Consider the following 25,174-nt stretch of genomic DNA (forward strand, 5'->3'; position numbering starts at 1 on the left):
GGGTGCAGCTCACCGTCCGCTACTTCGCCGGGGCGCGCGCCGCTGCCGGCCGGTCCGAGGAGACCCTGGCCGCGGGCCGCTCGCTGGACGAACTCGTCGACGAGCTGTCGACGCGACACGGCGAGCGGCTGGCCATGGTGCTGAAGGCGGCAAGTTTCCTGGTCGACGGTGTGGCCTGCCATGATCGGCAGGCACCGTTGCCGGCCGGCGTGACGGTCGACGTGCTGCCGCCGTTCGCCGGCGGCTGAGGGGAGCCCAGGTGTTGGCGATGGCGACGTTCGTCGGCTTCGTCCTGCTCGTCACCGCCCTGATCCACGTGTACCTGTGGAAGCGGCTGGTGAAGGACACGACCGTCCCCGGGCGCCGGCGGCGAATCGGCGGGATCGTCGTACTGCTGCTGGCGGTGCTGATCCCGGCCACCATGATCGTGACCAACGCCGGCGTGCACTGGGTCGCCTGGCCGGGCTACCTCTGGCTGGCCCTGATGTTCTACCTGCTGGTCGTGCTGCTGGTGCTGGAAGTGCCGATGGCGGTGGCCAAGCTGGTGCTGCGTCGCCGGGTGGTGGTCGCCGAACCCACCGCGGCGGCCCCCGAGCCGGCCCTGGTCGGCGCCGCCGACCCGCTCGCCACCGGCAGCACCGCCGACGACCCGACCGGGCCCCTCGTCGACCCGCCGGCCGCCGCGGCGGTCGGCCAGCCGGCCCACGACCCCTCCCGGCGGCTGCTGCTCGCCCGGGGAGCGGCCATCTTCGCCGGGCTCACCGCCGCCGGCATCACCGGCTACGGCGTCCGCACCGCGCTGGGTCCGCCGCAGCTGGACCGGGTCCGGATCCCGCTGGCGAAGCTCCCGCGCAGCATGGACGGCCTGCGGATCGCCACGGTCTCGGACATCCACCTCGGGCCGCTGACCGGCCGGGCGCACACCGAGCGGATCGTCGCGCTGATCAACCGTTTGGACGCCGACCTGGTGGCGATCGTCGGTGACCTGGTCGACGGCTCGGTGGCCGAACTGGGCGACGAGGCCGCACCCCTGCGTGACCTGCGCTCCCGGTACGGCAGCTTCTTCGTCACGGGCAACCACGAGTACTACTCGGGCGTCGAGGAGTGGGTCCGCGAGGTGGACCGGCTCGGCGTACGGGTGCTCCAGAACGAGCGCCAGGAGATCCACGCCCGGGGCGGGGTGCTGGACCTGGCCGGGGTGAACGACGTGACCGCCGCCGGCACCGGGCTGGCCGCCCCGCCCGACTACGCCGCCGCCCTGGCCGACCGGGACCCGAGCCGCCCGGTGGTGCTGCTGGCCCACCAGCCGGTGGCCGCGCACGAGGCGGCGAAGTTCGGCGTCGACCTCCAGCTCTCCGGGCACACCCACGGCGGCCAGATGGCCCCGTTCAACCTGCTGGTCCCGCTCCAGCAGCCGGTGGTCTCCGGTCTCGGCGAGGTGGACGGCACCAAGGTCTACGTGACCAACGGCGCCGGCTTCTGGGGCCCGCCAGTCCGGGTCGGCGCCCCGCCACAGGTGACCCTGGTGGAGCTGCGCGCCCAATAGCGCGCCGGGGCCGCGCAGTCCAGCGGCGGATTGCTCAGGTCACGCGTACGCGTGGCGGCGGGCGGGCAGGGGACCGGGCGTGACAGGATGCGGCGTGCCTCCGTTCAGCGCCGCACCCCCCGGTGGCCTCCCGCCATTCGTCGCGGATCTGCACATCCACTCGAAGTACTCGCGCGCGTGCAGCCGCGACCTGACCCTGCCGAACCTGGGCTGGTGGGCCCGACGCAAGGGCATCGGCGTGCTCGGCACCGGCGACTTCACCCATCCCGCCTGGTACGACCACCTCCGGGAGACGCTGCACCCGGCCGAGCCCGGCCTGTACCGGCTCAGCCCGGAGGCGGAGCGGGACATCGCCCGCCGCCTGCCGCCCCGGCTGGCGAGCACGGCCGAGGCGGACCCGGTCCGGTTCATGCTCAGCGTGGAGATCTCCACGATCTACAAGCGGGACGACCGGACCCGGAAGGTGCACCACCTGATCTACCTGCCGGACCTGGACGCGGTGGCGCGGTTCAACGCCGCGCTGGGGCGGATCGGCAACCTCGGCTCGGACGGCCGGCCGATCCTCGGCCTGGACTCCCGGGACCTGCTGGAGATCACCCTGGAGGCCAGCCCGGACGGCTACCTGGTGCCGGCGCACATCTGGACGCCCTGGTTCTCCGCGCTCGGCTCGAAATCCGGCTTCGACGCCATCGCCGACTGCTACGCCGACCTCGCCGAGCACGTCTTCGCGGTGGAGACCGGCCTCTCCTCCGACCCGGCGATGAACTGGCGGGTCGGCAGCCTGGACCGCTACCAGCTGGTGTCCAACTCGGACGCGCACTCGCCGCCGGCCCTGGCCCGCGAGGCCACGGTCCTCAACTCGGCCCGCGACTACTTCGCCATCCGCGAGGCACTCCGCACCGGGGACGGGCTGGCCGGCACCATCGAGTTCTTCCCGGAAGAGGGCAAGTACCACGCCGACGGCCACCGGCTCTGCGGGGTGAACTGGTCCCCGGAGCGGACCCGGGAAGCCGGTGGGCGGTGCCCGGAGTGCGGCAAGCCGCTGACGGTGGGCGTACTCAGCCGGGTCGAGGAGCTGGCGGACCGGCCCGAGGGGCACCGGCCGGCGCACGCCCGGGAGGTCACCCACCTGGTCCCGCTCGCCGAGATCCTCGGCGAGATCAACAAGGTGGGCGCCCGGTCGAAGAAGGTCGAGGGGAAGCTCAACGACCTGATCGCCGCGCTCGGCCCGGAGCTGGAGATCCTGACCAGCACCCCGCTGGACGAGATCGGCCGGGTCGCCGGGGAAGTGCTCGCCGAGGGGATCGGCCGGCTGCGCCGGGGCGACGTCCGCCGAGTGCCCGGCTACGACGGCGAGTACGGCGTGATCACCCTCTTCGACCCGGCCGAGCTGGGCGGCACGGACGGCGCGGGCACGCAGGACACGCTCTTCGACGTACCCGTGCCCGCGCAGCGGAAATCCGCGGAGCCGGCGCCGAAGCCGCGGGCCAAGCGCCCGACGGCGGCGAAGGCCGAGCCGAAGCGGAAGGCCGCGCCGCCGCCCCCGCCGATCGCGCCGGCGCCCTCGCCGCACGAGCCGTTCGAGCCGATGCTCGCCGGCATGGAGGAGGTCGGCACCGGCCTGCTGGACCGGCTCGACGCGATGCAGCGGGTGGCCGCCTCCGCACCGGGCGGCCCACTGCTGATCGTGGCCGGTCCGGGCACCGGAAAGACCCGGACGCTGACCCACCGGATCGCGTACCTCTGCGCGGAGCTGAACGTCTTCCCGGAGCAGTGCCTGGCGATCACCTTCACCCGGCGGGCGGCCGAGGAGCTGCGGCACCGCCTCGACGGGCTGCTCGGGCCGGTGGCCGAGGACGTCACCGTCGGCACGTTCCACTCGCTGGGGCTCACCATCCTGCGGGAGAACGCCGAGGCCGCCGGCCTGCCCGTGGACTTCCGGATCGCCGACGACGCCGATCGCGCGGCGGCCCGGACCGAGGCCGGCGACGACCCGGAGGCGTACGCCGGGCTGCTGCGCAAGCGTGACCTGGTCGACCTGGACGAGCTGCTCACCCTGCCGGTGGCGCTGCTGAAGGCCGACCGGAAGCTGGTCCGCGAGTACCGCGAGCGCTGGAAGTGGATCTTCGTCGACGAGTACCAGGACGTGGACGCGGTCCAGTACGAGCTGCTGCGGCTGCTCTCCCCCGCCGACGGCAACCTCTGCGCGATCGGCGACCCCGACCAGGCGATCTACTCGTTCCGGGGCGCGGACGTCGGCTACTTCCTGCGCTTCTCCCAGGACTTCACCGATGCCCGCCTGGTCCGGCTGAACCGCAACTACCGCTCCTCGGCGCCGATCCTGGCCGCCGCGGTGCAGGCCATCGCGCCGTCGTCGCTGGTGCGCGGCCGCCGGCTCGACCCGGCCCGGCTCGACCCGGAGGCCCCGCTGGTCGGCCGCTACGCCGCGGCCTCCGTCGCGGACGAGGCGGATTTCCTGGTACGCACCATCGACGACCTGGTCGGCGGCCTCTCCCACCGGTCGCTGGACTCGGGCCGGATCGACGGCCGCTCGACCTCGCTGTCGTTCTCCGACATCGCGGTGCTCTACCGGACCGACTCCCAGGCCGCCCCGATCGTGGACGCCCTGGCCCGGGCGAACATCCCGGTGCAGAAGCGTTCGCACGACCGGCTCCGGGACCGCCCCGGGGTGATGGCGATCGCCCGCGAGCTGCGGCACGCCGGCCTCGACGGCTCACTGGCCGCCCGGGTCCGGCTGGCCGGGCAGGTGCTGGCGGACCGCTTCGCCGTGCCGACCCTCGACGGCTCCGGCTCGGTACGCCCCGAGGACGTCCGGGTGGCGGTCGACCTGCTCACCCCGCTGGCCCGCCGCTGCGGCGACGACCTGGAGCTGTTCCTGTCCCAGTTGGCCACCGGCGCGGAGGTGGACGCCCTCGACCCGCGCGCCGAGGCGGTCACCCTGCTCACGCTGCACGCCGCGAAGGGCCTGGAGTTCCCGGTGGTGTTCCTGGTCGGGGCGGAGGACGGGTTGCTGCCGCTGCGCTGGCCCGGGACGGAACCGGACGAGGACGCGGTGGCCGAGGAGCGGCGCCTCTTCTTCGTCGGGCTCACCCGGGCCCAGGACCGGCTGTACGTCAGCCACGCCGCACGACGCACCCGGCACGGCGCGGAACGTGAGTGCCGGCCGTCGCCGTTCCTCGACGTGATCGACCCGGGCCTGTTCGAGCGGTTCGGCGAACCGGAGGCCCGCCGCCCGAAGGACCGCCAACTCCGGCTGATCTGACAGCACCGGAACGCCTTCCGGACCCGCTCTCGCGCCCGCCGGTGGTCACGGTGGGCGGCCGGCTGCGGCCCGTGCAACCGAACACCAACTTGAGAGCGATATGACTCTGAGACATAAATATGTCTGAGAGTCATATCGCTCTCCGGTCCTGTCGTTCCCCGGCGAAGCACACGGGCGGCGACCAGCACGTGCCCGGCGAAGCAGGAGGGGGCGCCGGCCCCGTTACCGGCGCGCCGCCTCGGCGGCTGCCCCGTCGGCCGGTCGCCGGGGCCGCTCGGTGCTCACCACCACCGCCACGCCGGCGACGATGACCGCACCGCCGAGCAGCACCTGGGCGGTGACCGGCTCGGCGGCGAGCAGCGCGCCGAGCGCCACCGCGACCGCCGGGTTCACGTACGCGTACGTGGCGACCAGCGAGATCGGCGCGTGGTGCAGCAGCCAGACGTACGCGGTGAAGGCGACCAGCGAGCCGGCCACCATCAGGTACGCCAGCGCCGCCCAGGAACGGCCGGTCACCTCGGCGGGGGAGAAGCCGCGCAGCTCGCCCCGGCCGACGGCGATCACGCCGAGCGCCGCCGCGCCGGCCACCATCTCGTAGACGGTGGCCACGAACGGGTCCGCCGGCATCCGGATGCGCCCCGAGAGGTAGGAGCCGACCGACCAGCAGGTGGCCCCGGCGACCACGGTGAGCGCACCGACCACCGGCACGCTGCCGGTCCCGGTCCCGCCGGTGGGCACCACCAGCAGGACGAGGCCGGCGAAACCGAGGGCCACCCCGGCGAAGGTCCACAGCCGGGGCCGGTCCCCGCCGAGCGTACGCAGGAGCACGACCAGGAGCGGGACGGTGGCCACCAGCAGCGCGGCGATGCCGGAGGGCAGGGCCACCCCGGGCGGGCCGGACTCGGCGAGCACCACCAGCCCGTTGCCGCCGGCGAGCAGGAGCACGCCGACCAGGGCGGCGGAGCCGAGTTGCCGCCGGTCGACCCGGAGCGCACCCGGTCCCCGGCGCAGCCGCAGCACCAGGGCGAGCACCCCGGCGGCGGCGGTGAACCGCATCGCCGCGGAGGTGAGCGGCGGCAGCGACTCGACCGCGACCCGGATACCCAGGTACGTCGAGCCCCAGAGCAGGTAGACGATGACCAGTGCGGTCCAGATCAGCGCCGGTCGGGTGGTGGCAGCGGGCGGGGCGGGGTGGGCGACCGGTGTCGCACTCGCGGGGCGTGAGCTCATCGGTGGACCACGCTACGGTGACCAGGACGTCGCCGTCCTCCGTTGGTGGCCGGCCTCTCAGCGCGGTTGTACCCAGGAGGGCCTTCCATGTCGAACTTCGGACGACGGGACGACTGGAGGGAACCACCGGCCAACCAGCGGTACGCGCCGACCGCTCCGCAGTACGAGCCGCCCGCCCAGTGGTACGAGCCGTCGACCGGCCGGGACACCGGGCAGCCCGCCCACCCGACCTTCCCGCCGGCCGGACCCGACCAGGGCGGCCCGCCGTACCCGGAGCCGCCTCGACCGAAGCGTGGCCGGGGTCCACTCGTCGCGGTGCTGGCCATGGTGGTGGTGCTCCTGCTCGGCGGCGCGGCGGCGTTCTGGCTTTTCGGCCGCGACACGCCGGCCCCGGTGAGCGGGCCCGGCGAGCCCACCGCACCGGCCGTCGATCCGTCGGCGGCAGCGAGCGAACCGGCCGGCCCGGCGGCCGGCGCACCGGCCCCGGCCTCCTCGACCGACCCGCGCTTCGCCAAGGCGGGCCAGTGCGTCCGCAACGACGGGAGCGTCGCCGAGCCGAGGCTGGTGGTCACCGAGTGCGCCCCGAAGACGTACGAGGTGCTGCGCCGCATCGACGGTCCGACGAGCGGCCAGCAGGACGCCGAGGCGAAGTGCGCCAAGGTGGCGGGCTACACCGACTGGTTCTTCTTCAACAGCGAGCTGGACACGCTCGACTTCGTGCTCTGCCTGAAGCATCGGTGACCCCGCCGTAGTGAAAACTAGGGCTGTCTAGCACGGACGCTAGACAGCCCTAGTTTTGTCTCGAAGGACTCGACACGCCGGTAGCCCCATCTACGGATGTCTAGCCTGCCAGCTAGACGGCCCGATACTCTGCGATTCGTGGATCCGGTCCGCAACCCGTACGCCCCGGGCGCCGGCCAGCGTCCGCCCGAACTCGCCGGGCGGGGTCGCGAGCTGGACGTCTTCGACGTGGTGCTGGAGCGGATCGCCCGGGGCCGCCCCGAGCGCAGCCTGATGCTCACCGGCCTGCGCGGCGTCGGCAAGACCGTCCTGCTCAACACCCTCCGCTCGGAGGCGATCAACCACCTCTGGGGCACCGGCAAGATCGAGGCCCGGCCCGACCAGTCGCTGCGCCGGCCGATCGCCGCCGCGCTGCACATGGCGGTCCGCGAGCTGGCGCCCCGACACCGCGCCCCGGACCGGATCGACGCGTTTCTCGGCGTGCTCAAGGCGTTCGCCCAGCGGTCCGCGTCCACCGGCCGGGGCGGAGCCGCGCCGAAGCTGCGCGACCGCTGGCAGCCCGGCATCGACGTGCCGGCCAGCAGCGGGCGCGCCGACTCCGGCGACATCGAGATCGACCTGGTCGAGCTGCTCAGCGACGCGGCGGCGGTCGCCACCGACGTGGGCACCGGCATCGCGATCTTCATCGACGAGATGCAGGACCTCGGCGCGGAGGACGTCTCCGCCCTCTGCGCCGCCTGCCACGAGCTGTCCCAGCTCGGCGCGCCCCTGATCGTGGTGGGTGCGGGGCTGCCGCACCTGCCGGCCGTGCTCAGCGCCGCGAAGTCGTACTCCGAGCGGCTCTTCCGCTACCAGCGCATCGACCGGCTGGACCGGATCGCCGCCGACCAGGCGCTCTGCGCGCCGGCCGAGCGGGAGGAGGTCGAGTACGAGCAGAAGGCGCTCGACCTGCTCTACGAGAAGTCCGGCGGCTACCCCTACTTCGTCCAGGCGTACGGGAAGGCGACCTGGGACCACGCCCCGCGCTCGCCGATCACCGCTGCGGACGTCCGGGTGGCCGCGCCCGAGGCGGAGGCCGAGCTGGCGGTCGGCTTCTTCGGCTCCCGGTTCGAGCGGGCCACCCCGGCCGAACGCGAGTACATGCGGGCGATGGCGGCGCTCTCCCTGGTCGAGGGGGAGGAGAGCGGTCGGGACGACATGGACGCGGCGGTGCCGACCGCGGAGATCGCCCGCGCGCTGGGCCGGAAGCCGGCCAGCCTCTCCCCGGCCCGGGACGCGCTGATCAAGAAGGGGCTGATCTACTCCGGCGAGCGGGGCACGGTCGCCTTCACCGTCCCACACTTCGGCCGCTACCTGCGGACCCAGCCAGCCTGACCGGCGGCGTCAGACCTTCGACCAGGGCGGCGGGAAGAGCACCTCGCCGGGCGCCGGCGGGGCCTCGTCGCTGGTGGACGGTGGCAGCACCAGCGCCTGCCACGGCTCCCCGAGCCCCGACCACGGGCTGGTGAGCCCCATCCGGTCGGCCCGGCCGAACCCGAAGCGCCGGTAGAACGCCGGGTCGCCGAGCACCGTCACCAGCCGCTCCCCCAGCTCGGTCGCGGCGTCCAGGGCCGCCTGCACCACCGCCGTACCGTGCCCGATCCGCTGCCGGTGCGGAGCGACCGCCACCGGCCCGAGCGCCAGGGCCGGGTACGCGTGGTCGTCGGTGCACACCCGCACCCGGGTGAGCAGCGCGTAGCCGACGACCTCGCCGCCGTGCTCGGCGACCATCGCCAGCTCGGGGATCCAGGCAGCGCTGTGCCGGAGCTCGTCGACCAGGGCCACCTCGGGCGGCGTGGCCACGTCGGGGCGGGCGAAGGCGGCGGCCAGCACCCGGGCGACCGGTCCCTCGTCCGCCGGATCCTCGGGTCGGAGTCGCAGGGTCGTCACCCGCGCGACCTTACCGCGCCCGGCCGGTCCATCAGCGACGGTCGCTGAAATCGGTCCGAGCCGGACGTCCACGTCGGCCGATCCCTTTCGGGCGTTGCCGGGGTGGCGGCCGGCGCGACGGGGTATGACTGATCCATGAAGCCCGTGCGTACCCTCGCCCGCGTCATGTTGAGCGGCATCTTCGTGGTCAGCGGCGCCCGCAACCTCCAGAACCCGGGCCGGCTGGCCCAGGTCGCGAAGCCGGTCACCGACCGGGCCACCCCGCTGATCCAGAACCTGCACCCCCGCCTCCCCACCGACACCGAGACGCTGATCCGCGCCAACTCGGCCACCCAGCTCATTGGCGGGCTGATGCTGGCGACCGGGAGGTTCAACCGGCCCGCCGCCCTGGTCCTGGCCGGCACCCTGGTGCCGGTCACCGTCGCCGCCCATCGCTTCTGGGAGAGAGACGATCCGATGGCGAGGAACAACGACCAGGTCCACTTCCTGAAGAACCTCGGACTCTTCGGCGGTCTGCTCCTCGCCGCCGCTGACACCGAGGGCAAGCCCGGACTGCGCTGGCGCGCGGGTCACCGGATCAACCACACGCGGAGCTCCGTCCGTCGTGGGGTCCAGACCGCCCGCCGGGAAGCGAAGATCGCCGCACGCTCGGCGGCCACTGCCCGCCGACTTCCGGGCTGACCTGCATCAATACGCCCACCACCCCCCGCAAGGCCACTAATCACCTGAACCGTCCGACACCCGTTAACGCGGTGGAAATGTCAAAAACGTGTGTGGGATCGGACACGGTCGGATAACGCGGGAGGCAGCAACGTGAGGCGCCGTTCTAGGCTCCGTTCGGGACCTGGACGGGTAGGACGATCTTGGTACGGGGGTGGCACCGCCATGCCGGCGACTGTCGGTAGACGGATCGACCGCCTCGCTCCAGTCCGTCGCGGAACGCGTGGGATCGATCGCAGGACAGTCGTACGGACCGGCACCGTGGCCGCCGTCGCCTACGCCGCATGGCTCGCCATCGGCGCGTTCGGGCGGCCGTACAACTTCTTCGACATGAAGATCTACCACGGTGCCGTGGTGTGGTGGGCGAGCGGCAACGAGCTGTACGACTTCATCGCACCCTCGACGACCCTGGGCTTCACCTACCCACCCTTCGCCGGGCTCGTGATGCTGCCGATGTCCTGGCTGCCGGTCGCGGCCGCCGGTTGGCTCAACGCCCTGGCCAGCATCGCCGCGCTCGCCGTGGTGCTGGCCGCGCTGCTGCGCCCGATCGTCGACCGGCTCGGCTGGCCCCTGTGGTTCACCGTCGCCGTCGCCACGCCGATGGCGCTGGCCATCGAGCCGTCCCGGGAGACCCTCGGGTACGGCCAGGTCAACCTGCTGCTCTTCGCACTGATCATGGCGGACATGGTGGGGCTGCGCTGGCGGGCCAAGCGGGGGACCCACCACGACACCGCCGACTCGGCGCTGGCCCGGTTCGTCTACAGCGGCACCTGGGCGGGCGTCGGCATCGGCCTGGCCACCGCGGTCAAGCTGACCCCGGCGCTGTTCATCGCGTACCTGATGATCACCCGGCAGTGGCGGGCCGCGCTGACCGCGATCAGCACCACCATCGCGGTGACCCTCGGAACCTTCGCCCTCTGCGGCGCGGAGTCCCGGACGTACTTCAGCTCGGTGCTCTGGCAGACCGAGCGGGTCGGCGCGGCGGACATGACCGCCAACCAGTCCCTCGCCGGCCTGCTGGCCCGGCTCTACGACTCGATCGAGACGCCCGGCCTGCTCTGGCTGGCCTTCTCGGTGCTGGTGCTGGCGCTGGGGCTGTCCCGGGCGGCCAGCGCCCGCGCCGACGGCGACGAGCTGACCGCGTTCACCCTGGTCGGGCTGACCGCCAACGTGATCAGCCCGATCTCCTGGTCGCACCACCTGGTCTGGGTCATCCCGGCGATCATCGTGCTGGCCGACGCGGCGGTACGCCGCCGTGAGGCGAGCCGCGGGTTGTCCGCCCGGATCGCCGGCACGCCGCCCACCGGCGGGGTGCCGCCGCTGCGCCCGCCGATCTGGTACCCGACGCTCACCGGCCTGCGGCACGGGGTCGGCGCGCTCGCGCTCTACCTGCTCTTCCTGGTCTCCCCGATCTGGCCGTACGAGCACCAGCTTCCCGAGGTGTCGCACTACCAGGACGGCCTGTTCGGCGCGCTCATGGAGAACTCGCTGGCGATCGCGCTGATCGTGCTGGTCGCGGCGCTGCCGTGGCGACCCGGCGCCGAACCCGCCTTCTACCACGACCGGCTGGTCCGCGCCGCCCAGCTGACCGCCCGCCGCTGACGGTCCGCCCCGCCACCGTCGGCGGGCGGACCGGTCAGGGGCAGTTCACCCATTCCTCGGTGCCGTCGGCGAAGACCTGCCGCTTCCAGATCGGCAACCGCGCCTTCACCTCGTCGACCAGCCTCGCGCAGGCCGCGAAGGCCGCCGCCCGGTGCGCGGTGCTGACCGCCGCGACCAGGGCCACGTCGCCGATCTCCAGCCGGCCGATCCGGTGTGACACGGCCACCGCGTACACCTGCGGGTCGCCGGCGACCTCGGCGGCGACCTCGCGGAGCACGGCCTCGGCGGTGGGGTGCCCCTCGTACTCGAGCAGGGTGACCGGGCGATCGTGGTCGTGGTCGCGGACGACGCCCTGGAACGAGACCACCGCGCCGGCCCGCCGGTCGGCGACCGCCGCCTCGTGCGCGGCCAGGTCGAGCGGCTGGTCGGTCACCGCGCCGAGGACGACCCCCTCGACCGGGCTCACCACGCCCGCTCCCCAGGGGTCAGCGGCAGCGGTACGACCGGCACCCGGTCGCCGGCCTCGCCGGAGGTGCCCGGCCGGATCACCGCGAAGCCGTCCGCCCCGGCCAGCCCGCGCAGCATCGCCGAACCGACGTGGCGCAGCGGCTGGGCGGTGCCGGCGGCCCGGTCCACCCGCACCAGGGCGAGGTGGGTGTAGTCGCCCCGGCCGGGAATCGGCTCGGCGAGGGTGACCTGCGGCAGCACCGGCATCGGCCGGCCCGCCAGCCCGGCGAGCAGCGGCGCGACCAGCGACACCAGCGCGACGATCGCCGACTGCGGGTTGCCCGGCAGGCCGGCCACGAAGCGGACCCGGCCGGCGTCGTCCACCACGCGGGCCAGCAGCATCGGGAAGCCCGGGCGGACCGCGACGGTGTTGACCACGTAGTCCGCGCCGAGCGCCGCCAGCGTGGGATGCAGGTGGTCGACCGGCCCGTGCATCGTGCCGCCGGTGGTGCAGACCAGGTCGGCGTCGGCCAGCGCGCCACGCAGGGCGGCCAGGTGGGCGGGGAGGGTGTCCTCGACCGGGCCGACCACGTCGGCCGGGCGCACCTGGCAGCCGTACCGGCGCAGCCAGGCCGGCACCGCCGGGCCGAGGGCGTCGCGGACCCGGCCGGCGCCGGGCGGGCCGGCGGTGAGCAGCTCGTCGCCGAAGACCAGCAGTGCGGCGCGCGGCTGCCGCCGGACCCGCAGGGTGTCGTGGCCGCAGGACGCGGCGAGGCCGAGCACCGCCGGGTCGACCGGGGTGCCGGCCGGCAGCAGTTCCTCCCCGGCGTACGCCTCCTCGCCCGGCTCCCGCCACTCCGGCTGCTGGCGCGGCGTGCCGGCCACCCGGCCGTCGGCCGTACGGGTCGACTCCTCGATCCGCAGGATCGCGGTGGTGCCCGCGGGGACCATCGCGCCGGTGGCGATCTCGGCGGTGGTGCCGTCCTCGGTCAGCGGGGCCGGCGTGTGCCCGGCGAGCACCCGCCCCACCACCTGCCACGGACCGTCCCCGCGCACCGCCCAGCCGTCCACGCTGGAGGTGGGGAACGCCGGCAGGTCGGTACGCGTGGTGAGCGGCTCGGCGAGGGTGTGGCCGTCGGCGTCGGCGAGCGGCCGGTCGACCGCGGGGAGTGCGGCGGCGAGGCCGACCGCGTACACCCGGGAGCGGGCCTCCTCCCACCCGGCCGGCGGCGCGGCGACCTGCGCCGCGGCGGCTGCGGTTTCCGTGCTCATCCGGCGAGCCTATCGCCGGCCCGGGGGCCGATGGGTCCAGGGCGCTGCGCGGCGCCGGACCGGCCGTCATCCGGCCCGGAGCGTCGCCCGGCGGCGCGAGGGCCGCACCGGGGCCGCCGGCCGGTCGGGAGCGGTCGAAGCATGATCAGTGGTCGCCGCCGCGGAGCTGGTCCACCGCGTGGGTCAGGATCGGCCCGAGCACGGCCAGCCCGTCCTTGGCCCCGCCCCGCGACCCGGGCAGGTTGACCACCAGCATCCGGCCGACCACCCCGGCCAACCCCCGGGACAGGGCGGCGGTGGGGACCTTGTCCCGGCTGTGCGCCCGGATCGCCTCGGCGATGCCGGGGATCTCGTAGTCGAGCAGCGCCCGGGTCACCTCGGGCGTCCGGTCGGTCGGGGTGATGCCGGTGCCCCCGCTGGTCAGCACCACGTCGACGCCCTCGTCGCGGGCCGCCCGCAACGCCACGCCGACCGGGTCACCGTCCGGCACCACCACCGGCTCGTCGACCTCGCAGCCCAGCTCCCGCAGGCCGGCGACGAGGAGGGGACCGCTGGTGTCCGCGTACACCCCGGCGGCTGCCCGGTTGGACGCGACGACGACCCGGGCCCGGATCACGGCCGGTCCTCCGGCCGCACCCACTCGCCGGTCTTGCCGCCCTCCTTACGGAGCACGCGTACGGCGTCGATCGAGGCGGCCGGGTCGACGGCCTTGACCATGTCGACCAGGGCCAGCCCGGCCACGGCCACGGCAGTGAGCGCCTCCATCTCGACGCCCGTGCGGTCGGCGGTCTTCGCGGTGGCGGTGATCTCCACGGTGTCGGTGGTGAGCCGCAGGTCGACGGTGACGCCGTGCAGGGCGATCGGGTGGCAGAGCGGGATCAGGTCGGGCGTGCGCTTGGCCCCCATGATCCCGGCGAGCCGGCCGACGGCGAGCGCGTCGCCCTTGGGCAGGCCGTCGCGGCGCAGCAGCTCCACCACCTCGGCGGTGGTGCGGAGCCGGCCGGCGGCGACCGCGAGCCGGCCGGAGACCGCCTTTTCGGAGACGTCGACCATCCGGGCCGCGCCGGCCGGGTCGACGTGGGTGAGCTGCGCGGGTTCGGTCACCGCCGGAGCCTATCCCCCCGGGTACGACGCGCCGCCCGTACCGGTGGGGAGGAGCGCCGCAGCGGGTGCCGGTGGCGCTCCTCCCCACCTACCCGCCGGCCGGTCGCTGGGGGGAACCCGCCGGCGGGCGTCTCGTCGACTCGGCCCTTCCCCCGTGCAGGACCTCCCCCGTTCGCCGACCGGGGAGACGTTAGGGGACCCCGCGATAAGAAATCGATAAGTTCCTCAGTTGCGTCCCGACCTGGCGAGGATCCGCTCCAGCGCCTCCCGTTCCGGCGCTCCCATCCGGCGGAAGATCGCCAGGGCCCGCTGCCGGTACCGGCGGGCCTGCTCCCGCTCGTCGTCGCCGAGGTGGTCGGCGAGCGCGACGAGGGCACGGCCCTGCTCGTACGGGTGAGCGATCCGCGTCGCCAACTCAAGCGCGCGCCGGTGAGCCGCCATGGCGTCATCGGCCTGCCCGGCGAGCGCCAAGGTGATACCGAGGTCGTTCCAGACGGCCGCCTGCACGTGCCGTTCCCCCGAGTCCACGGCGAGGTCGAGGGCCAACTCGTGCTGCTCCCGCGCCGCGTCCAGCCGACCCAGGTGCCGGTACGCGATCCCCAGGTCGTTGCGGGCCTCCGTCTCGCCGAACCGGTGGCCGGTCCGGTCGCGGAGCCGCAGTGACGCGGTGATGAGTCGGACGGCCTTGGTGAAGTGCCCGAGCCGGTTCTCCACGGCAGCGATGTGGCCGAAGGCACTTGAGATGTCGTACCGGCTTCCCCGGCACCGCGCGAGGAAGAGGTGAAGTCGGTGGGCGTGGAGCGCCTCCTCGTAACGTCCCATGACCGTGAGGGCGAGACCGAGGTTCGCCAGCGCCAGGCTCGATTCGACGGCGGCCCCGCCGGGGCGCTCCCGGAGCAACTGCCGTCCGAGGCTGACCGAACGCGACAGGTCACCCGTCAGCATGTGGACGACCACGAGGTTTGCCCGGTAGCGATGCTCGTTGAACTGGTCACCGAGATCGCGGGAGATGGACACCGCCGCCTCGAGGTGCCGCAGCGAATCCAGATAGCTCCCGGTACGGGTGTACGCGGAGGCCAGGTAGTTGTGCATGACCGCCTGCGCCGCCTGGTCGCCGCCCTTCTCGGCGGCGACGAGTCCGGTTCGGTGGGTGACGATGATGTCGTCGAAGTAACCCCGGATGTAGCAGAACCGCCACATCGCACGAGCGATCCGCCAGCCGTACCCGTGGTGTGACTCCTGCTCGGCGAAGGAGATCAGCGCGAGCAGGTTGGAGCGTTCCCGCTCCAACCACTCGACGTCCGCGGGATCGGAGTGCCCCAGCAGGTCGGGACGACGGGCCGGGCCCAGACGGAGCTGGCCCCCCAGCGCGAGTTGCTCGAGCGCCTGCGCCCGGCCGACCACCTCGTGCAGCACGTGGTCGAGGAGCCGACCAGCGGCCTCCTCGCGGTCGCGCACCTCGTGGGGATCGCGGGACAGCTCGGCGGAGTACTGGCGCATCAGGTCGTGCAGCCGGTAACGGCCCGGCTCGACCTCCTCGAGCAGGTGCTGGTCGAGGAGGTCGTCCAGCATCGTCTCGATCACGTCCAACGGCAGGTCCGCGAGAGCGGCCGCCATCGGCGCGTCGAGGTGGATGCCGGGGTGGACGCTGAGAAGCCGGAACAACCGCCTGACCGGTTCGGCGAGCGGTTCGTACGAGGCGGTGAAGGCGCTGGCCACCGTCTGCTGCTCGACGGCGAGCTGCCGCAGCACCGTCCGCCCGTCGCTCAGCCGTCTGGCCAGGTCGGCGACCCGCCAGGTGGGCCGGTGCAGGAGGCGTCCCCCGGCGAGGCGGATGGCGAGCGGCAGGTAGCCGCACCGACGTACCACCTCGGCCGCTGCCGCCGGCTCCTGGCGTACCCGGCCCTCACCGGCCGTACGCGCCAGCAGTTGGACCGCCTCCTCGGGAGTCAGCGCCGGCAGCGGGACGGGTGGCCCGATGTCGTCGGCGGACAGCCGACGGCGACTCGTCACGAGGACGACCGAGCCCGGCGCCGCCGGCAGGAGCGGCTGCACCTGTTCACTGCTGACCGCGTTGTCCAGCACGATGACGGTCCGGCGCCCACGCAGCTCGCGCTGCCACAGCTCGGCGCGGAGCACGCGGTCCGTCGGTATCCGGCCGGCGGGGACCCCGAGTTGACGGAGCAGCACGGTAAGCGCATCGGCTGGGTCCACCGGCACGCCCCCGGAGTGCCCGCGCAGGTCGATGAAGAGCTGCGCGTCGGGGTGACGATCAGCAAGCTGCTGCGCCAGATGCACCGCGAAGGCGGTTTTGCCGCTGCCCGCCATCCCGTCGACCACCCGCACCGGCGACTGATGTTCCTCAGCCGCAGCAGTCTCCGCCATCAGGCGTTCGGTGAGCCGCCGGCGTCCCACGAAGTTCGCCACCAGCCGGGGCAGGTGATTGCCGGCCGTCCTGGCCAACGCTTCGGTCCGACGGGCGGGGGAAGCCGGAGCCGGGGCATCGGCCGGGTACGCCGGCTCCTCAAGGAACCGGTCGACCGGCTCGCGGTTCATGATGCGGTGGCGCAGCGAGCGCAGCTCGGCTCCCGGCTCGATGCCCAACTGCTCCATGAGCGCGCCCTCGGCCCGGCTCAGGGCGGACAGGGCACCGCCGGCATCACCGTCGGCGTAGTACGCGCGGACGAGCAGAGCATGCGCCTGTTCCCGGTACGGGTGGACGACCACGTGGTCTGTGAGGAAGGCGATCGCCGACCTGGTGCGGCCGACACGCAGATCCAGCTTCGCCCGGAGTTCGATCACCGACAGGCGCTGCTCCTCCACGGCGGCCCGGCGAGCGGCAAGGACCGGCCCGAGGGGCAGTCCGGCGAGCAGGGAGCCTCGCCAGAGCGGCTCGATGCGGGTCAGCAGCCGGTCGACCGTGTCGATCTCATCACGCGCCCATGCCGTCTCGGCGGCTGTGGCGAGGCGTTCGAACCGGGGGAGGTCCACCGAGTCCTCCGTCAGCTCGAGTCGGTAACCGCCGGACAGTCGAGAGAGGTTGGGACCCGCGTGTTTGTCGAACGCCCGGCGGAGGTTCGCGGCGTACGTCCGCACGTTCGCCATTGCGGAGCGTGGCGGCTCTTCCGGCCACAGTTCGTCGATGAGCGACTCGGTCGTGACGACGCGACCGGCGTGGGCGGCCAACATCGCCATCACGAGCTGCTGCTTCGGCGTACCCAGCGGAACCTGGGCAGGCCCGCACCACGCCTCGAGCGCCCCCAGGAGACGGATCGCCGCCAATCCTTCCTCCGCAATGGTGGCGAAATTCAAACAACTCTGCAATTCCCGCAACGCCACGCATAAGACGTCTTAACGCCAGATTGCGCGCGATCCGCCGCACGACTTCAAAAGATATCAGAGAGCGACGACATTTTCTCTGTCCGTGGAACCGCAGGTAGGAGGCCGGCAAGCACTAGGCCTCCGTCCAGCGGACACCAAACGGCTGGAGACATCTCGTCCTCGCGGGCTCGATAATCGCCATTGGGCACATCACTGAATATGCGTTCAGTCTTCAGGCAAAGACAGTGAGTGACAATAGGCTTCCGCATTCGCGCATTATGCGCATATGGACATCTAATGTCATCAACTCGGCCTAAAAGGCCATAACATGACTCCCGTCGGTGGGGGTCCCGAGAAGCGGCCCCCGGGATCAAGTGAAGGGTGAGGCCAATGCGTGGCAACGACTGGCTGTGATCAAACCTTTCCGGGTACCTGGGCGGGTCGTACAGTACGGGTACACGCACCGCTACCAGATGAGCGCGGTGGAGGCAGAAGACGTGACTCGCGCCATCGCACGCGACAATGGGACCGATCGGCGGCTGTTGCTGCTTGTCGGTCTCGTCGTGTTTGCGGCCACGATCGCGTTGGTGGTCAGCCTCCGGCTCATCTACACCCAGGGCCTGACCACTTCGGCGGACCTGACCCGGGCGGCCACCCTGACGTTCCTCGTCGCCGTCGCCGCCACCGTCAACGTCCGCATCCGCATCCGTGCCACCACGCACGGCATCTCCTGGACGGACGCGGCCTCAGTGATCGGCCTGGCCGTCGCCCCGGTGCCGTGGGTGGTCATCGGCACCGGTGTGGGCGTCGCGATCATCCGGGTGCTCGGTCGGCTCTCGCCCATCAAGCTGGCCTTCGGCGTCGCCAAGGAGATGACCCTTGCCGCGGTCGGCGGGATTGTCCTGATCCTCTCAGGCTGGACGTGGCCCTGGTCCGGACCGGTCACGCACTCGCTCCCAGCGCTGGTGCTGGCATACCTGACGGTCGTCGTGCTGGACGAGTTGCTGATGTTTCCCGTCCTCGCGTTCGCAACCCGGACTCCGATCCGCAACCGGTTCCGTCAGCAGATCGACCTTCGGTTGGCGAGCGTGGTCGCCCGCTTCTCGGTGATCCTCTCGACCCTGCTGATCCTCCGGATCAACCCGACCTTCCTCATCGTCGTCCCGCCAGTCGTGCTGAGCCTGCACCTGGCGTACTCGGGACGACTGCGGAGCAGGGCGGAGCGGGACGCCTGGCAACGTCTCGCCCGCACCACCGACGCGCTCAACGTGGTCGACCTGGACGAGGTGCTGACCACGGCGGTCACCCAGGCCACCGAACTCTTCTCGGCCGACGAGGTCGACATCGAACTGCACGAGGAGAACCGCCTCGTCCGTGGCGCCGGAGGAGCCATCACCTTCCAGGGCGTGACCGGCGAACCCAGCGCGATCGAGGGTTCGGTGCTGTCCACCCCCCTCGAAGGGCATGACCAGCACGCCGGCATCGGTACGCTCCGGCTGCGCTTCGCCGGCCCCGTCCAGCTCTCCGAGCGGGAGCAGTACACGCTGCGTACCTTCGCCTCGGCGCTGTGCACCGCGGTCCGCAACGCCCAGGCGTACGCCGAGTTGGCCCGGGTCGCCGAGGAGCACGAGTACGCCGCCACCCACGACGCGCTCACCGGACTCTCCAACCGCCGGCACCTGCTGGACGAGGGGACCGAGCAGCTCACCACCCGCCACGCCGACGGGGTCACCGCGCTGGTGCTGATCGACCTCAATCACTTCAAGGAGGTCAACGACACGCTCGGGCACGGCGCCGGCGACCAGGTGCTGATCCAGGTCGCCGACCGGTTGCGGGCGGCGGCCCGCCCCGGCGACCTGGTGGCCCGGCTGGGCGGCGACGAGTTCGCCGTCCTGCTGCGCGGGCTGCCCGCCCCGGCGGTCGCGGCGCACCGGGCCGAGTCGCTGCTGGGCGCGCTGCACGAGCCGCTCGACCTGGACGGCATGCGGATCAGCGTGGAGGCCAGCGGCGGCATCGCCGTCGCGCCGGCCAGCGGCGGGATGCCGGAGCTGCTCCGTCGCGCCGACGTGGCGATGTACCAGGCCAAGCGGGCCGGCCAGCGGATCTCCACGTACGCCCCCACCCGCGACACCGCCGACCTGGGCAGGCTCACCCTCGGCGGCGAGCTGCCCCGCGCGGTCGCGGACCACGAGTTCACCGTCACCTTCCAGCCGATCGTCGACCTGGGCAGCGGCGCGGCCATGGGCGCGGAGGCGCTGGCCCGCTGGCACCACCCGACGCACGGCATGATCGACCCGCTGCGTTTCCTGGAGGCGGTGGAACGCTCCGGGCTGCTGCCCGCGTTCGCGGAGGCGATTCTCGACCAGGCGCTGATCGCCGCCGGCACCTGGCGCACCGCCGGGTTCGATCTGCCCGTGTCGGTGAACGTGTCCCCGCGCAGCCTGCTCGACCCCCGCTTCCCCGGGGCGGTGCTGGCCCGGCTGCGGGCGCACGACCTGCCGCCCGACCGGCTGGTGCTGGAACTGACCGAGACCCTCACCCTCAGCCAGCTCGACGTGGTCGACCGGGTGCTCAGCCGGCTCCGCGACTCCGGCGTACGGCTGGCCCTGGACGACTTCGGCACCGGCTACTCCTCGCTCTCCCTGCTCTCCCGCATCCCGGTGCACGAGCTGAAGATCGACCGCAGCTTCGTCACCGCGATGGAGAGCGCGCCGGAGGCCGCCGCGGTGATCCGCTCCACGCTGGACCTCGGCCGCAGCCTCGACCTGACCGTGGTCGCCGAGGGCGTGGAGAGCGAACCGCAACGGCGGGCGCTCTGGGAACTGGGCTGCACGGCCGGGCAGGGCCATCTCTTCGCCCGGCCCCTGCCGGCCGGAGCGCTGCTCGCCGCCCTCCAGCGGGGCGCGGGCGGGCGCCCCGGCGCCCTCGCCCCGCCCTTGCACGACGAGGGCGCGGTGATCCGCCTGCCCGGTCGCCGCACCGGCGGCAGGAACCGGACCGCCGGCAGCGCCGCCACCGGCCGGACCGGCGAGCCCGGTTGATCCACCCAAGGTGCGCATGCCGGGCGGTCCCGAGGCCGGGACACAGCGGTTTGCCGCATGTTGAGTCAATCAAGCCCGACGGTGCCGGATGCCCAGCGGAAGCGGGCGGCCCTGACGGGTCTGCCAGACTGGCCGGCGTGACCGCCGACCCCGACCGGGCCGCCCCCGCCGCCCGCCGCTGGCAGGCCGTGGACTCCGCCGCCGGTGGCCTCGCCCTCGACCTGGGCCTCTACACCGTCTCGGCGGTCTTCGCCGGGGTCACCGCCGCCACCTCCACCCTGTCACCGCACCGCGCCTGGGGCACCGTCGCCGCCGTCGGCTACCTGCTGGCCGCGCTCCTCGTGGCCGGGCAACTCCTCGCCCGGCGCCGCCACCTCGACACGGCCCTCGCCGGGCTGCCCGCCCGCTGGGCGGTCGCCGGGTTCGCCTGGGCCGCCACGGCGCTGCTGCCGATCGCGGCGCAGAGCGTCCAGCGGGCGGCGGGGCGTACCGACCGGGCACAGGAGGAGGTGGTGGTGGTCGAGCACGCCGGCGCCCGGCTCGTCGAACACGGCACCCCCTACCTGGGCCACGACGCCATCGCCGCGCTGCCGCCGGCGGAACAGCTGCTCGGCTACACGCCCTACCAGCCCGGGATGGCGCTGTTCGGGCTGCCCCGGGCCGCCACCGACGCCTGGTGGACCGACGCCCGGGTCTGGTTCGCGCTGGTCACCGCCCTGGTCCTGGCCACCGCCGTGACCACCCTGCGCACCGCGTCCGCCCCCGACGCGCCCCGCCGGGACGCCGCCGTGCTGCGCGGCGTACAGGCGGCCACCGTCCTGCCGGTCTGCGCGCTCACCCTGGCCACCGGCGGCGACGACCTGCCCGTACTCGCGCTCTGCCTGCTCGCGCTGGCCCTCGCCGCCGCCGGCCGGCCCGGCCGGGCCGGCCTGGCCGTCGGTGTCGCCGGGGCGCTGAAGCTCTTCGCCTGGCCGGTGGCGATCGTGCTGGTCTGCTGGGCCGCCACCCGGCGGGCCAGCCCGCGCACCGCACTCGGCGCCCTCGGCCTGCCGGTCGTCGCGCTGCTCCCCGCCCTGCTCGTGGACCGGGACGCCCTGGTCGAGAACGTGCTGCGCTTCCCACTCGGGCACGGGCTGGTGACCAGTCCCGCCCAGTCCCCCTTCCCCGGCCACCTGATCGCCACCGCACTGCCCGCCGGCCGGATCGTCGCCGCCGCGCTGCTGGTCGCGGTGGGCGTGGCGATCGCCGTCCGGCTGCTGCGCCGCCCGCCGCGCACCGCCGCCGCCACCGCCCTGATCTGCGGGTACGGGCTGCTCGGGGCGATCCTGCTGATGCCCTCGACCCGGTTCGGCTACCTCCTCTACCCGGTCGCCCTGCTGGTGCTGGCCCCCGCGCTGGCGCTCGCGGAGACCCGGGCCCGGCGGCCGGCGCCCGCCTGACCGGCTTTCCGCGCAACTCCCGGACGCGCCCCGCCCGCAGGGCGTACACCTGAAGACATGACCACCTATCGCGACCGGGCCGACGCCGGCCTCAGGCTCGCCGACAAGCTCACCGACCTCGCCGGACGGCCGGACGTCATCGTGCTCGGGCTGGTACGCGGCGGCGTGGAGGTCAGCCGGGTGATCGCCGAACGGCTCGGCGTACCCATGGACGTGCTCGTGGTTCGCAAGCTCGGCGTGCCGTACGCACCCGAGGTGGCGTACGGCGCGCTCGGCCCCGGCGGGGTGCAGGTGCTCAACGAGATGGTCGCCGACCGGATCAGCGAGGCCGACAAGGCCGGGGTGCGGCAGCGGGAGCAGGCCGAACTGGAGCGCCGTGAGGGCCTCTACCGGGCCGGCCGCCCGCCGCTCGACCTCGCCGGGCGGACCGCGGTCATCGTCGACGACGGGCTGGCCACCGGCGCCACCGCCCGCGCCGCCGTGCAGGTGGCCCGCCACCTGGGTGCCGCCCGGATCGTCGTCGCCGTGCCGGTGGGCTCGCGGGAGGCGTACGAGATGCTGGCCGCCGAGGCCGACCAGGTGGTCATCCTGGAGGCCCCACCCGACTTCATGGCGGTCGGGGCCTACTACGAGGACTTCCACGAGGTCTCCGACGACGAGGTGACGGAAACGCTCAAGGCCACCGCGTGACCGCACCGGGTACCGTCGGTCCCATGCAGCTCACCTGCCCCAAATGTCACGGAGAAATGCGCCAGTACGAGCGCAGCGGAGTGATCATCGACCAGTGCGGCGAGTGCCGCGGCATCTTCCTCGACCGCGGCGAGCTCGAGAAGCTGTTCGAGGCCGAGGCGAACTGGAACCGGCAGCACGGCGCCCCGCAGCAGGCGGCCCCGGCGACCGGCGGCTACACCCCGCCACCGCCACCGCCCGCCGCTCCGCACCAGCCCGGGTACGGCGCCGTTCCGCCGCCGCCTCCGCCGCCGCCTGGCCACGGCTACGCCCAGCCCGCGTACGGCCACGGCCAGCACTACGGCTACCACGGCCACTACCGGCGCAAGAAGCACCACGGCTTCCTCGGCGAACTCTTCGACTGACGGCGTGGGTACGGCAGGCCGGGTCGCTGACCGGTCCGGCCTGCCGTCGCCGTGCCGACCGGAATCCGCCGTGCCGTCCGGCGGCGGTCATGGCAGGCTGCACCCCATGACCACGATCCGGCAGCACGAGGCGCTGGCTCAGGCGTACGACGGGATCAGCGCGGTGGTCACCGCGCTCGACGACGCCGGCCTGCAACGGCCGACGCGCTGCCGCGGCTGGCTCGTCGCCGACCTGCTCTTCCACATCCTGTGCGACGCCCAGCGGGCCCTGGTCGCGCTGGCCAGCCCGGCGCCGGGCCCGGCCGACGTGGACGACGTCAGCTACTGGCGCGCGTTCACCCCGGGCGGCGACGACGAGGCCAGCCGGAAACACGCCTGGTGGGCGCGCCGCTCGGCGGCCGCGTTCGACCGTCCCAGTGGGGTCGTCCGGCTCTGGACCGACACCGCCCCCGCCGCCGTCCGGGCGGCCGCCGCCGCCGACCCCGACGGGCACGTCACCACCCAGGGCCACGTGCTGCGCGTACCGGATTTCCTCGCCACCCTGACCACCGAGGCGGTCATCCACCACCTCGACCTGATCGTGGATCTGCCCGACGCCCCGCTCCCCGCCGAGACGCCGACCCGCGTGGCGGTGGCCACCGTGGACGGCCTGCTCAGCGACGACGCCGTCCGGCCGACCGGCTGGGACGACCCGGAGTACCTGCTCAAGGCCACCGGCCGGCTGCCGCTCACCGACCGCGACCGGCGCGACCTCGGCGAGGCCGCCGGCTGGTTCCCGCTGCTTGGTTGAGGACCGGGCCGGTCAGACGATGGCCATGTCGACGAAGCGGGACAGGTGCAGCTGGGCGGCCACGGTCACGGTGTCCGTCGGACCGTTTCGATGCTTGGCCACGATAAAGTCCGCCTCCCCGGCGCGCGGCGACTCCTTGTCGTAGTAGTCGTCGCGGTGAAGCAGGATGACAACGTCGGCATCTTGCTCAATTGAGCCAGATTCGCGCAAATCGGACAGCTGCGGTCGCTTGTCGGTGCGCTGCTCGGGGCCACGGTTCAGCTGACTCACCGCGATCACCGGGCACTCGACCTCCTTGGCCAGCAGCTTGAGGCCACGGGACAGGTCGGCGACCTCCTGCTGCCGGCTCTCGGTCCGCTTCGGCGAGGTCATCAGCTGGAGGTAGTCGACCACGATCAGCTTGAGGTCGTGCTTCTGCTTGAGCCGCCGCGCCTTGGACCGGATCTCCATCAGGTTCATGCTCGGCGTGTCGTCGACGAAGAGCGGGGCCTCGCTGATCTCGCCCATGCAGCGGGCCAGCTTGGTCCAGTCGTCGTCGGAGAGCTGGCCGCTGCGCAGCACGTGCAGCGGTACGCGGGCCTCGGCCGAGAGGAGTCGCATGACGATCTCGACCTTGCTCATTTCCAGCGAGAAGATCGCCGACGCGTGGTTGTAGCGAATAGCAGCATTTCGGGCAAAGTCCATAGATGCCGTAGACTTGCCCAAACCCGGCCTGCCTGCCACAATAATAAGTTGACCCGGATGCAGGCCGTTGAGCAGCCGGTCGAGGTCGCTGAAGCCGGTCGGCACGCCGGTCATCACGCCGCCCTGGGCGCCCACGGCCTCGATCTCGTCGAGTGTCGGCTGGAGCATGTCGGCCAGGACGGCGAAGTCCTCGCTCACCCGCTTCTCGGTGACCTCGTACACGGCCTGCTGGGCCAGGTCGACGACGTCGTCGACATCCCGGCTGCCGCCCTGGCCGGTGCCGTACCCGAGCTGGACGATCTTGGTGCCGGCCTCGACCAGCCGGCGCAGCACCGCGCGCTCGCCGACGATGCGGGCGTAGTACGCGGCGTTGGCGGCCGTGGGCACGCTGGCGATCAGCGTGTGCAGGTAGGGTGCGCCACCGATCCGGGCGAGGTCGCCGGAATCGGCCAGGGCGGCCGCGACGGTGATCGGGTCGGCGGGTTCACCCCGGCCGTAGATGTCGAGGATCGCGTCGAAGATGGTGGCGTGCACCGGGCGGTAGAAGTCGTTGGACTTGAGGATCTCCACAACGTCGGCGATGGCGTCCTTGGAGAGCAGCATGCCGCCGAGGACGCACTGCTCGGCGGCCACGTCCTGGGGCGGGGTCTTCTCGAACTGCGCGTCCCGCTGTGGTGGCGCGGGCGACGGCCCCCCGGCCCGCTCCGCCCGCGTGTCGTCGCTGACCGACACGGGTCCCCCCTCGCTGCGACGGATCGAATCCAGCTCTACCACCGGGGTCTGACAGCTCCAACGACCCTCCGGTCGATCGGGGGCCACCGCCCGGACGGTCGGGGGACCACGATACGGAACCCGAGGTCAGGCGCTCAACAATGCCGGTGGACGAGCCTCGGGACAACCTGTGGACGCCGGGGTGCAGGCATGTGCGCAG

Annotated in this window: 20 protein-coding genes; 12 read left to right on the plus strand and 8 right to left on the minus strand. The window is 73.2% G+C overall.

What is annotated here, in order from left to right; translation table 11 throughout:
- Positions 1–2 precede the first annotated feature (2 nt).
- From ACGFI9_RS19860 to ACGFI9_RS19870, 3 genes are all read left to right on the plus strand, one after another.
- Complete coding sequence (locus tag ACGFI9_RS19860; protein WP_393179652.1) at positions 3–248, plus strand: MoaD/ThiS family protein; 246 nt, start codon at positions 3–5, stop codon at positions 246–248.
- Between the two features lie 20 nt (positions 249–268).
- On the plus strand, positions 269–1,546 hold the full coding sequence (locus tag ACGFI9_RS19865; protein ID WP_393179654.1) for a metallophosphoesterase: 1,278 nt from the start codon (positions 269–271) through the stop codon (positions 1,544–1,546).
- 94 nt (positions 1,547–1,640) lie between these two features.
- Entirely contained in the window at positions 1,641–4,829 is a 3,189-nt protein-coding gene (locus tag ACGFI9_RS19870; protein ID WP_393179656.1) for a UvrD-helicase domain-containing protein, read from the plus strand.
- A 222-nt stretch (positions 4,830–5,051) separates the two neighbouring features.
- On the opposite strand, the gene ACGFI9_RS19875 is transcribed toward ACGFI9_RS19870, so the two are convergent.
- A complete protein-coding gene (locus ACGFI9_RS19875; RefSeq protein ID WP_393179658.1) occupies positions 5,052–6,059 on the minus strand; it encodes an EamA family transporter in 1,008 nt (335 codons plus the stop codon).
- 87 nt (positions 6,060–6,146) lie between these two features.
- On the opposite strand from ACGFI9_RS19875, the gene ACGFI9_RS19880 reads away from it, so the two are divergent.
- Entirely contained in the window at positions 6,147–6,800 is a 654-nt protein-coding gene (locus ACGFI9_RS19880) for a flagellar basal body protein FliL (protein ID WP_393179660.1), read from the plus strand.
- Positions 6,801–6,938: 138 nt separating this feature from the next.
- A complete protein-coding gene (locus ACGFI9_RS19885) occupies positions 6,939–8,174 on the plus strand; it encodes an AAA family ATPase (RefSeq protein WP_393179662.1) in 1,236 nt (411 codons plus the stop codon).
- Between the two features lie 9 nt (positions 8,175–8,183).
- Here ACGFI9_RS19885 and ACGFI9_RS19890 read toward each other — a convergent pair whose 3' ends face one another.
- Positions 8,184–8,729: a GNAT family N-acetyltransferase gene (locus tag ACGFI9_RS19890; RefSeq protein ID WP_393179663.1), complete on the minus strand. Its 546-nt coding sequence runs from the start codon at positions 8,727–8,729 to the stop codon at positions 8,184–8,186.
- A 135-nt stretch (positions 8,730–8,864) separates the two neighbouring features.
- On the opposite strand from ACGFI9_RS19890, the gene ACGFI9_RS19895 reads away from it, so the two are divergent.
- A complete protein-coding gene (locus ACGFI9_RS19895) occupies positions 8,865–9,410 on the plus strand; it encodes a DoxX family protein (RefSeq protein WP_393179665.1) in 546 nt (181 codons plus the stop codon).
- 204 nt (positions 9,411–9,614) lie between these two features.
- Positions 9,615–11,051 (plus strand): glycosyltransferase 87 family protein, encoded by a 1,437-nt coding sequence (locus ACGFI9_RS19900; RefSeq protein ID WP_393179667.1) that lies wholly within the window; start codon positions 9,615–9,617, stop codon positions 11,049–11,051.
- A 34-nt stretch (positions 11,052–11,085) separates the two neighbouring features.
- Here ACGFI9_RS19900 and ACGFI9_RS19905 read toward each other — a convergent pair whose 3' ends face one another.
- The 5 genes from ACGFI9_RS19905 to ACGFI9_RS19925 form a co-directional block, all read right to left on the minus strand.
- Positions 11,086–11,517, minus strand: a complete 432-nt coding sequence (locus tag ACGFI9_RS19905; protein WP_393180145.1) for a molybdenum cofactor biosynthesis protein MoaE — start codon at positions 11,515–11,517, stop codon at positions 11,086–11,088.
- Positions 11,514–12,770 (minus strand): molybdopterin molybdotransferase MoeA, encoded by a 1,257-nt coding sequence (locus ACGFI9_RS19910; RefSeq protein WP_393179669.1) that lies wholly within the window; start codon positions 12,768–12,770, stop codon positions 11,514–11,516. Before ACGFI9_RS19910 ends, ACGFI9_RS19905 begins: the two co-directional genes overlap by 4 nt.
- Before the next feature lie 145 nt (positions 12,771–12,915).
- Positions 12,916–13,386: a molybdenum cofactor biosynthesis protein B gene (locus ACGFI9_RS19915; RefSeq protein WP_393179671.1), complete on the minus strand. Its 471-nt coding sequence runs from the start codon at positions 13,384–13,386 to the stop codon at positions 12,916–12,918.
- A complete protein-coding gene (gene moaC, locus ACGFI9_RS19920) occupies positions 13,383–13,874 on the minus strand; it encodes a cyclic pyranopterin monophosphate synthase MoaC (protein ID WP_393179673.1) in 492 nt (163 codons plus the stop codon). Before moaC ends, ACGFI9_RS19915 begins: the two co-directional genes overlap by 4 nt.
- A 225-nt stretch (positions 13,875–14,099) precedes the next feature.
- Positions 14,100–17,213 (minus strand): BTAD domain-containing putative transcriptional regulator, encoded by a 3,114-nt coding sequence (locus tag ACGFI9_RS19925; protein WP_393179675.1) that lies wholly within the window; start codon positions 17,211–17,213, stop codon positions 14,100–14,102.
- A 455-nt stretch (positions 17,214–17,668) separates the two neighbouring features.
- On the opposite strand from ACGFI9_RS19925, the gene ACGFI9_RS19930 reads away from it, so the two are divergent.
- The 5 genes from ACGFI9_RS19930 to ACGFI9_RS19950 all read left to right on the plus strand — a co-directional run bounded on the left by ACGFI9_RS19930 (position 17,669) and on the right by ACGFI9_RS19950 (position 23,559).
- Positions 17,669–20,236, plus strand: a complete 2,568-nt coding sequence (locus ACGFI9_RS19930; protein WP_393179677.1) for a putative bifunctional diguanylate cyclase/phosphodiesterase — start codon at positions 17,669–17,671, stop codon at positions 20,234–20,236.
- 137 nt (positions 20,237–20,373) lie between these two features.
- Positions 20,374–21,675: a glycosyltransferase family 87 protein gene (locus tag ACGFI9_RS19935; protein ID WP_393179679.1), complete on the plus strand. Its 1,302-nt coding sequence runs from the start codon at positions 20,374–20,376 to the stop codon at positions 21,673–21,675.
- Positions 21,676–21,732: 57 nt separating this feature from the next.
- The gene (locus ACGFI9_RS19940) at positions 21,733–22,365 is read left to right on the plus strand and encodes a phosphoribosyltransferase (protein ID WP_393179680.1); all 633 of its coding nucleotides are present in this window, start codon (positions 21,733–21,735) and stop codon (positions 22,363–22,365) included.
- A gap of 23 nt (positions 22,366–22,388) precedes the next feature.
- On the plus strand, positions 22,389–22,769 hold the full coding sequence (locus ACGFI9_RS19945) for a zf-TFIIB domain-containing protein (protein WP_393179682.1): 381 nt from the start codon (positions 22,389–22,391) through the stop codon (positions 22,767–22,769).
- Positions 22,770–22,875: 106 nt separating this feature from the next.
- Positions 22,876–23,559: a maleylpyruvate isomerase N-terminal domain-containing protein gene (locus tag ACGFI9_RS19950; RefSeq protein WP_393179684.1), complete on the plus strand. Its 684-nt coding sequence runs from the start codon at positions 22,876–22,878 to the stop codon at positions 23,557–23,559.
- Between the two features lie 12 nt (positions 23,560–23,571).
- Here ACGFI9_RS19950 and dnaB read toward each other — a convergent pair whose 3' ends face one another.
- Entirely contained in the window at positions 23,572–24,975 is a 1,404-nt protein-coding gene (gene dnaB, locus ACGFI9_RS19955; protein WP_393179686.1) for a replicative DNA helicase, read from the minus strand.
- Between the last annotated feature and the right edge of the window lie 199 nt (positions 24,976–25,174).

Source organism: Micromonospora sp. NPDC048930 (assembly GCF_043197935.1).
In the GTDB taxonomy this organism is placed as follows: domain Bacteria; phylum Actinomycetota; class Actinomycetes; order Mycobacteriales; family Micromonosporaceae; genus Micromonospora.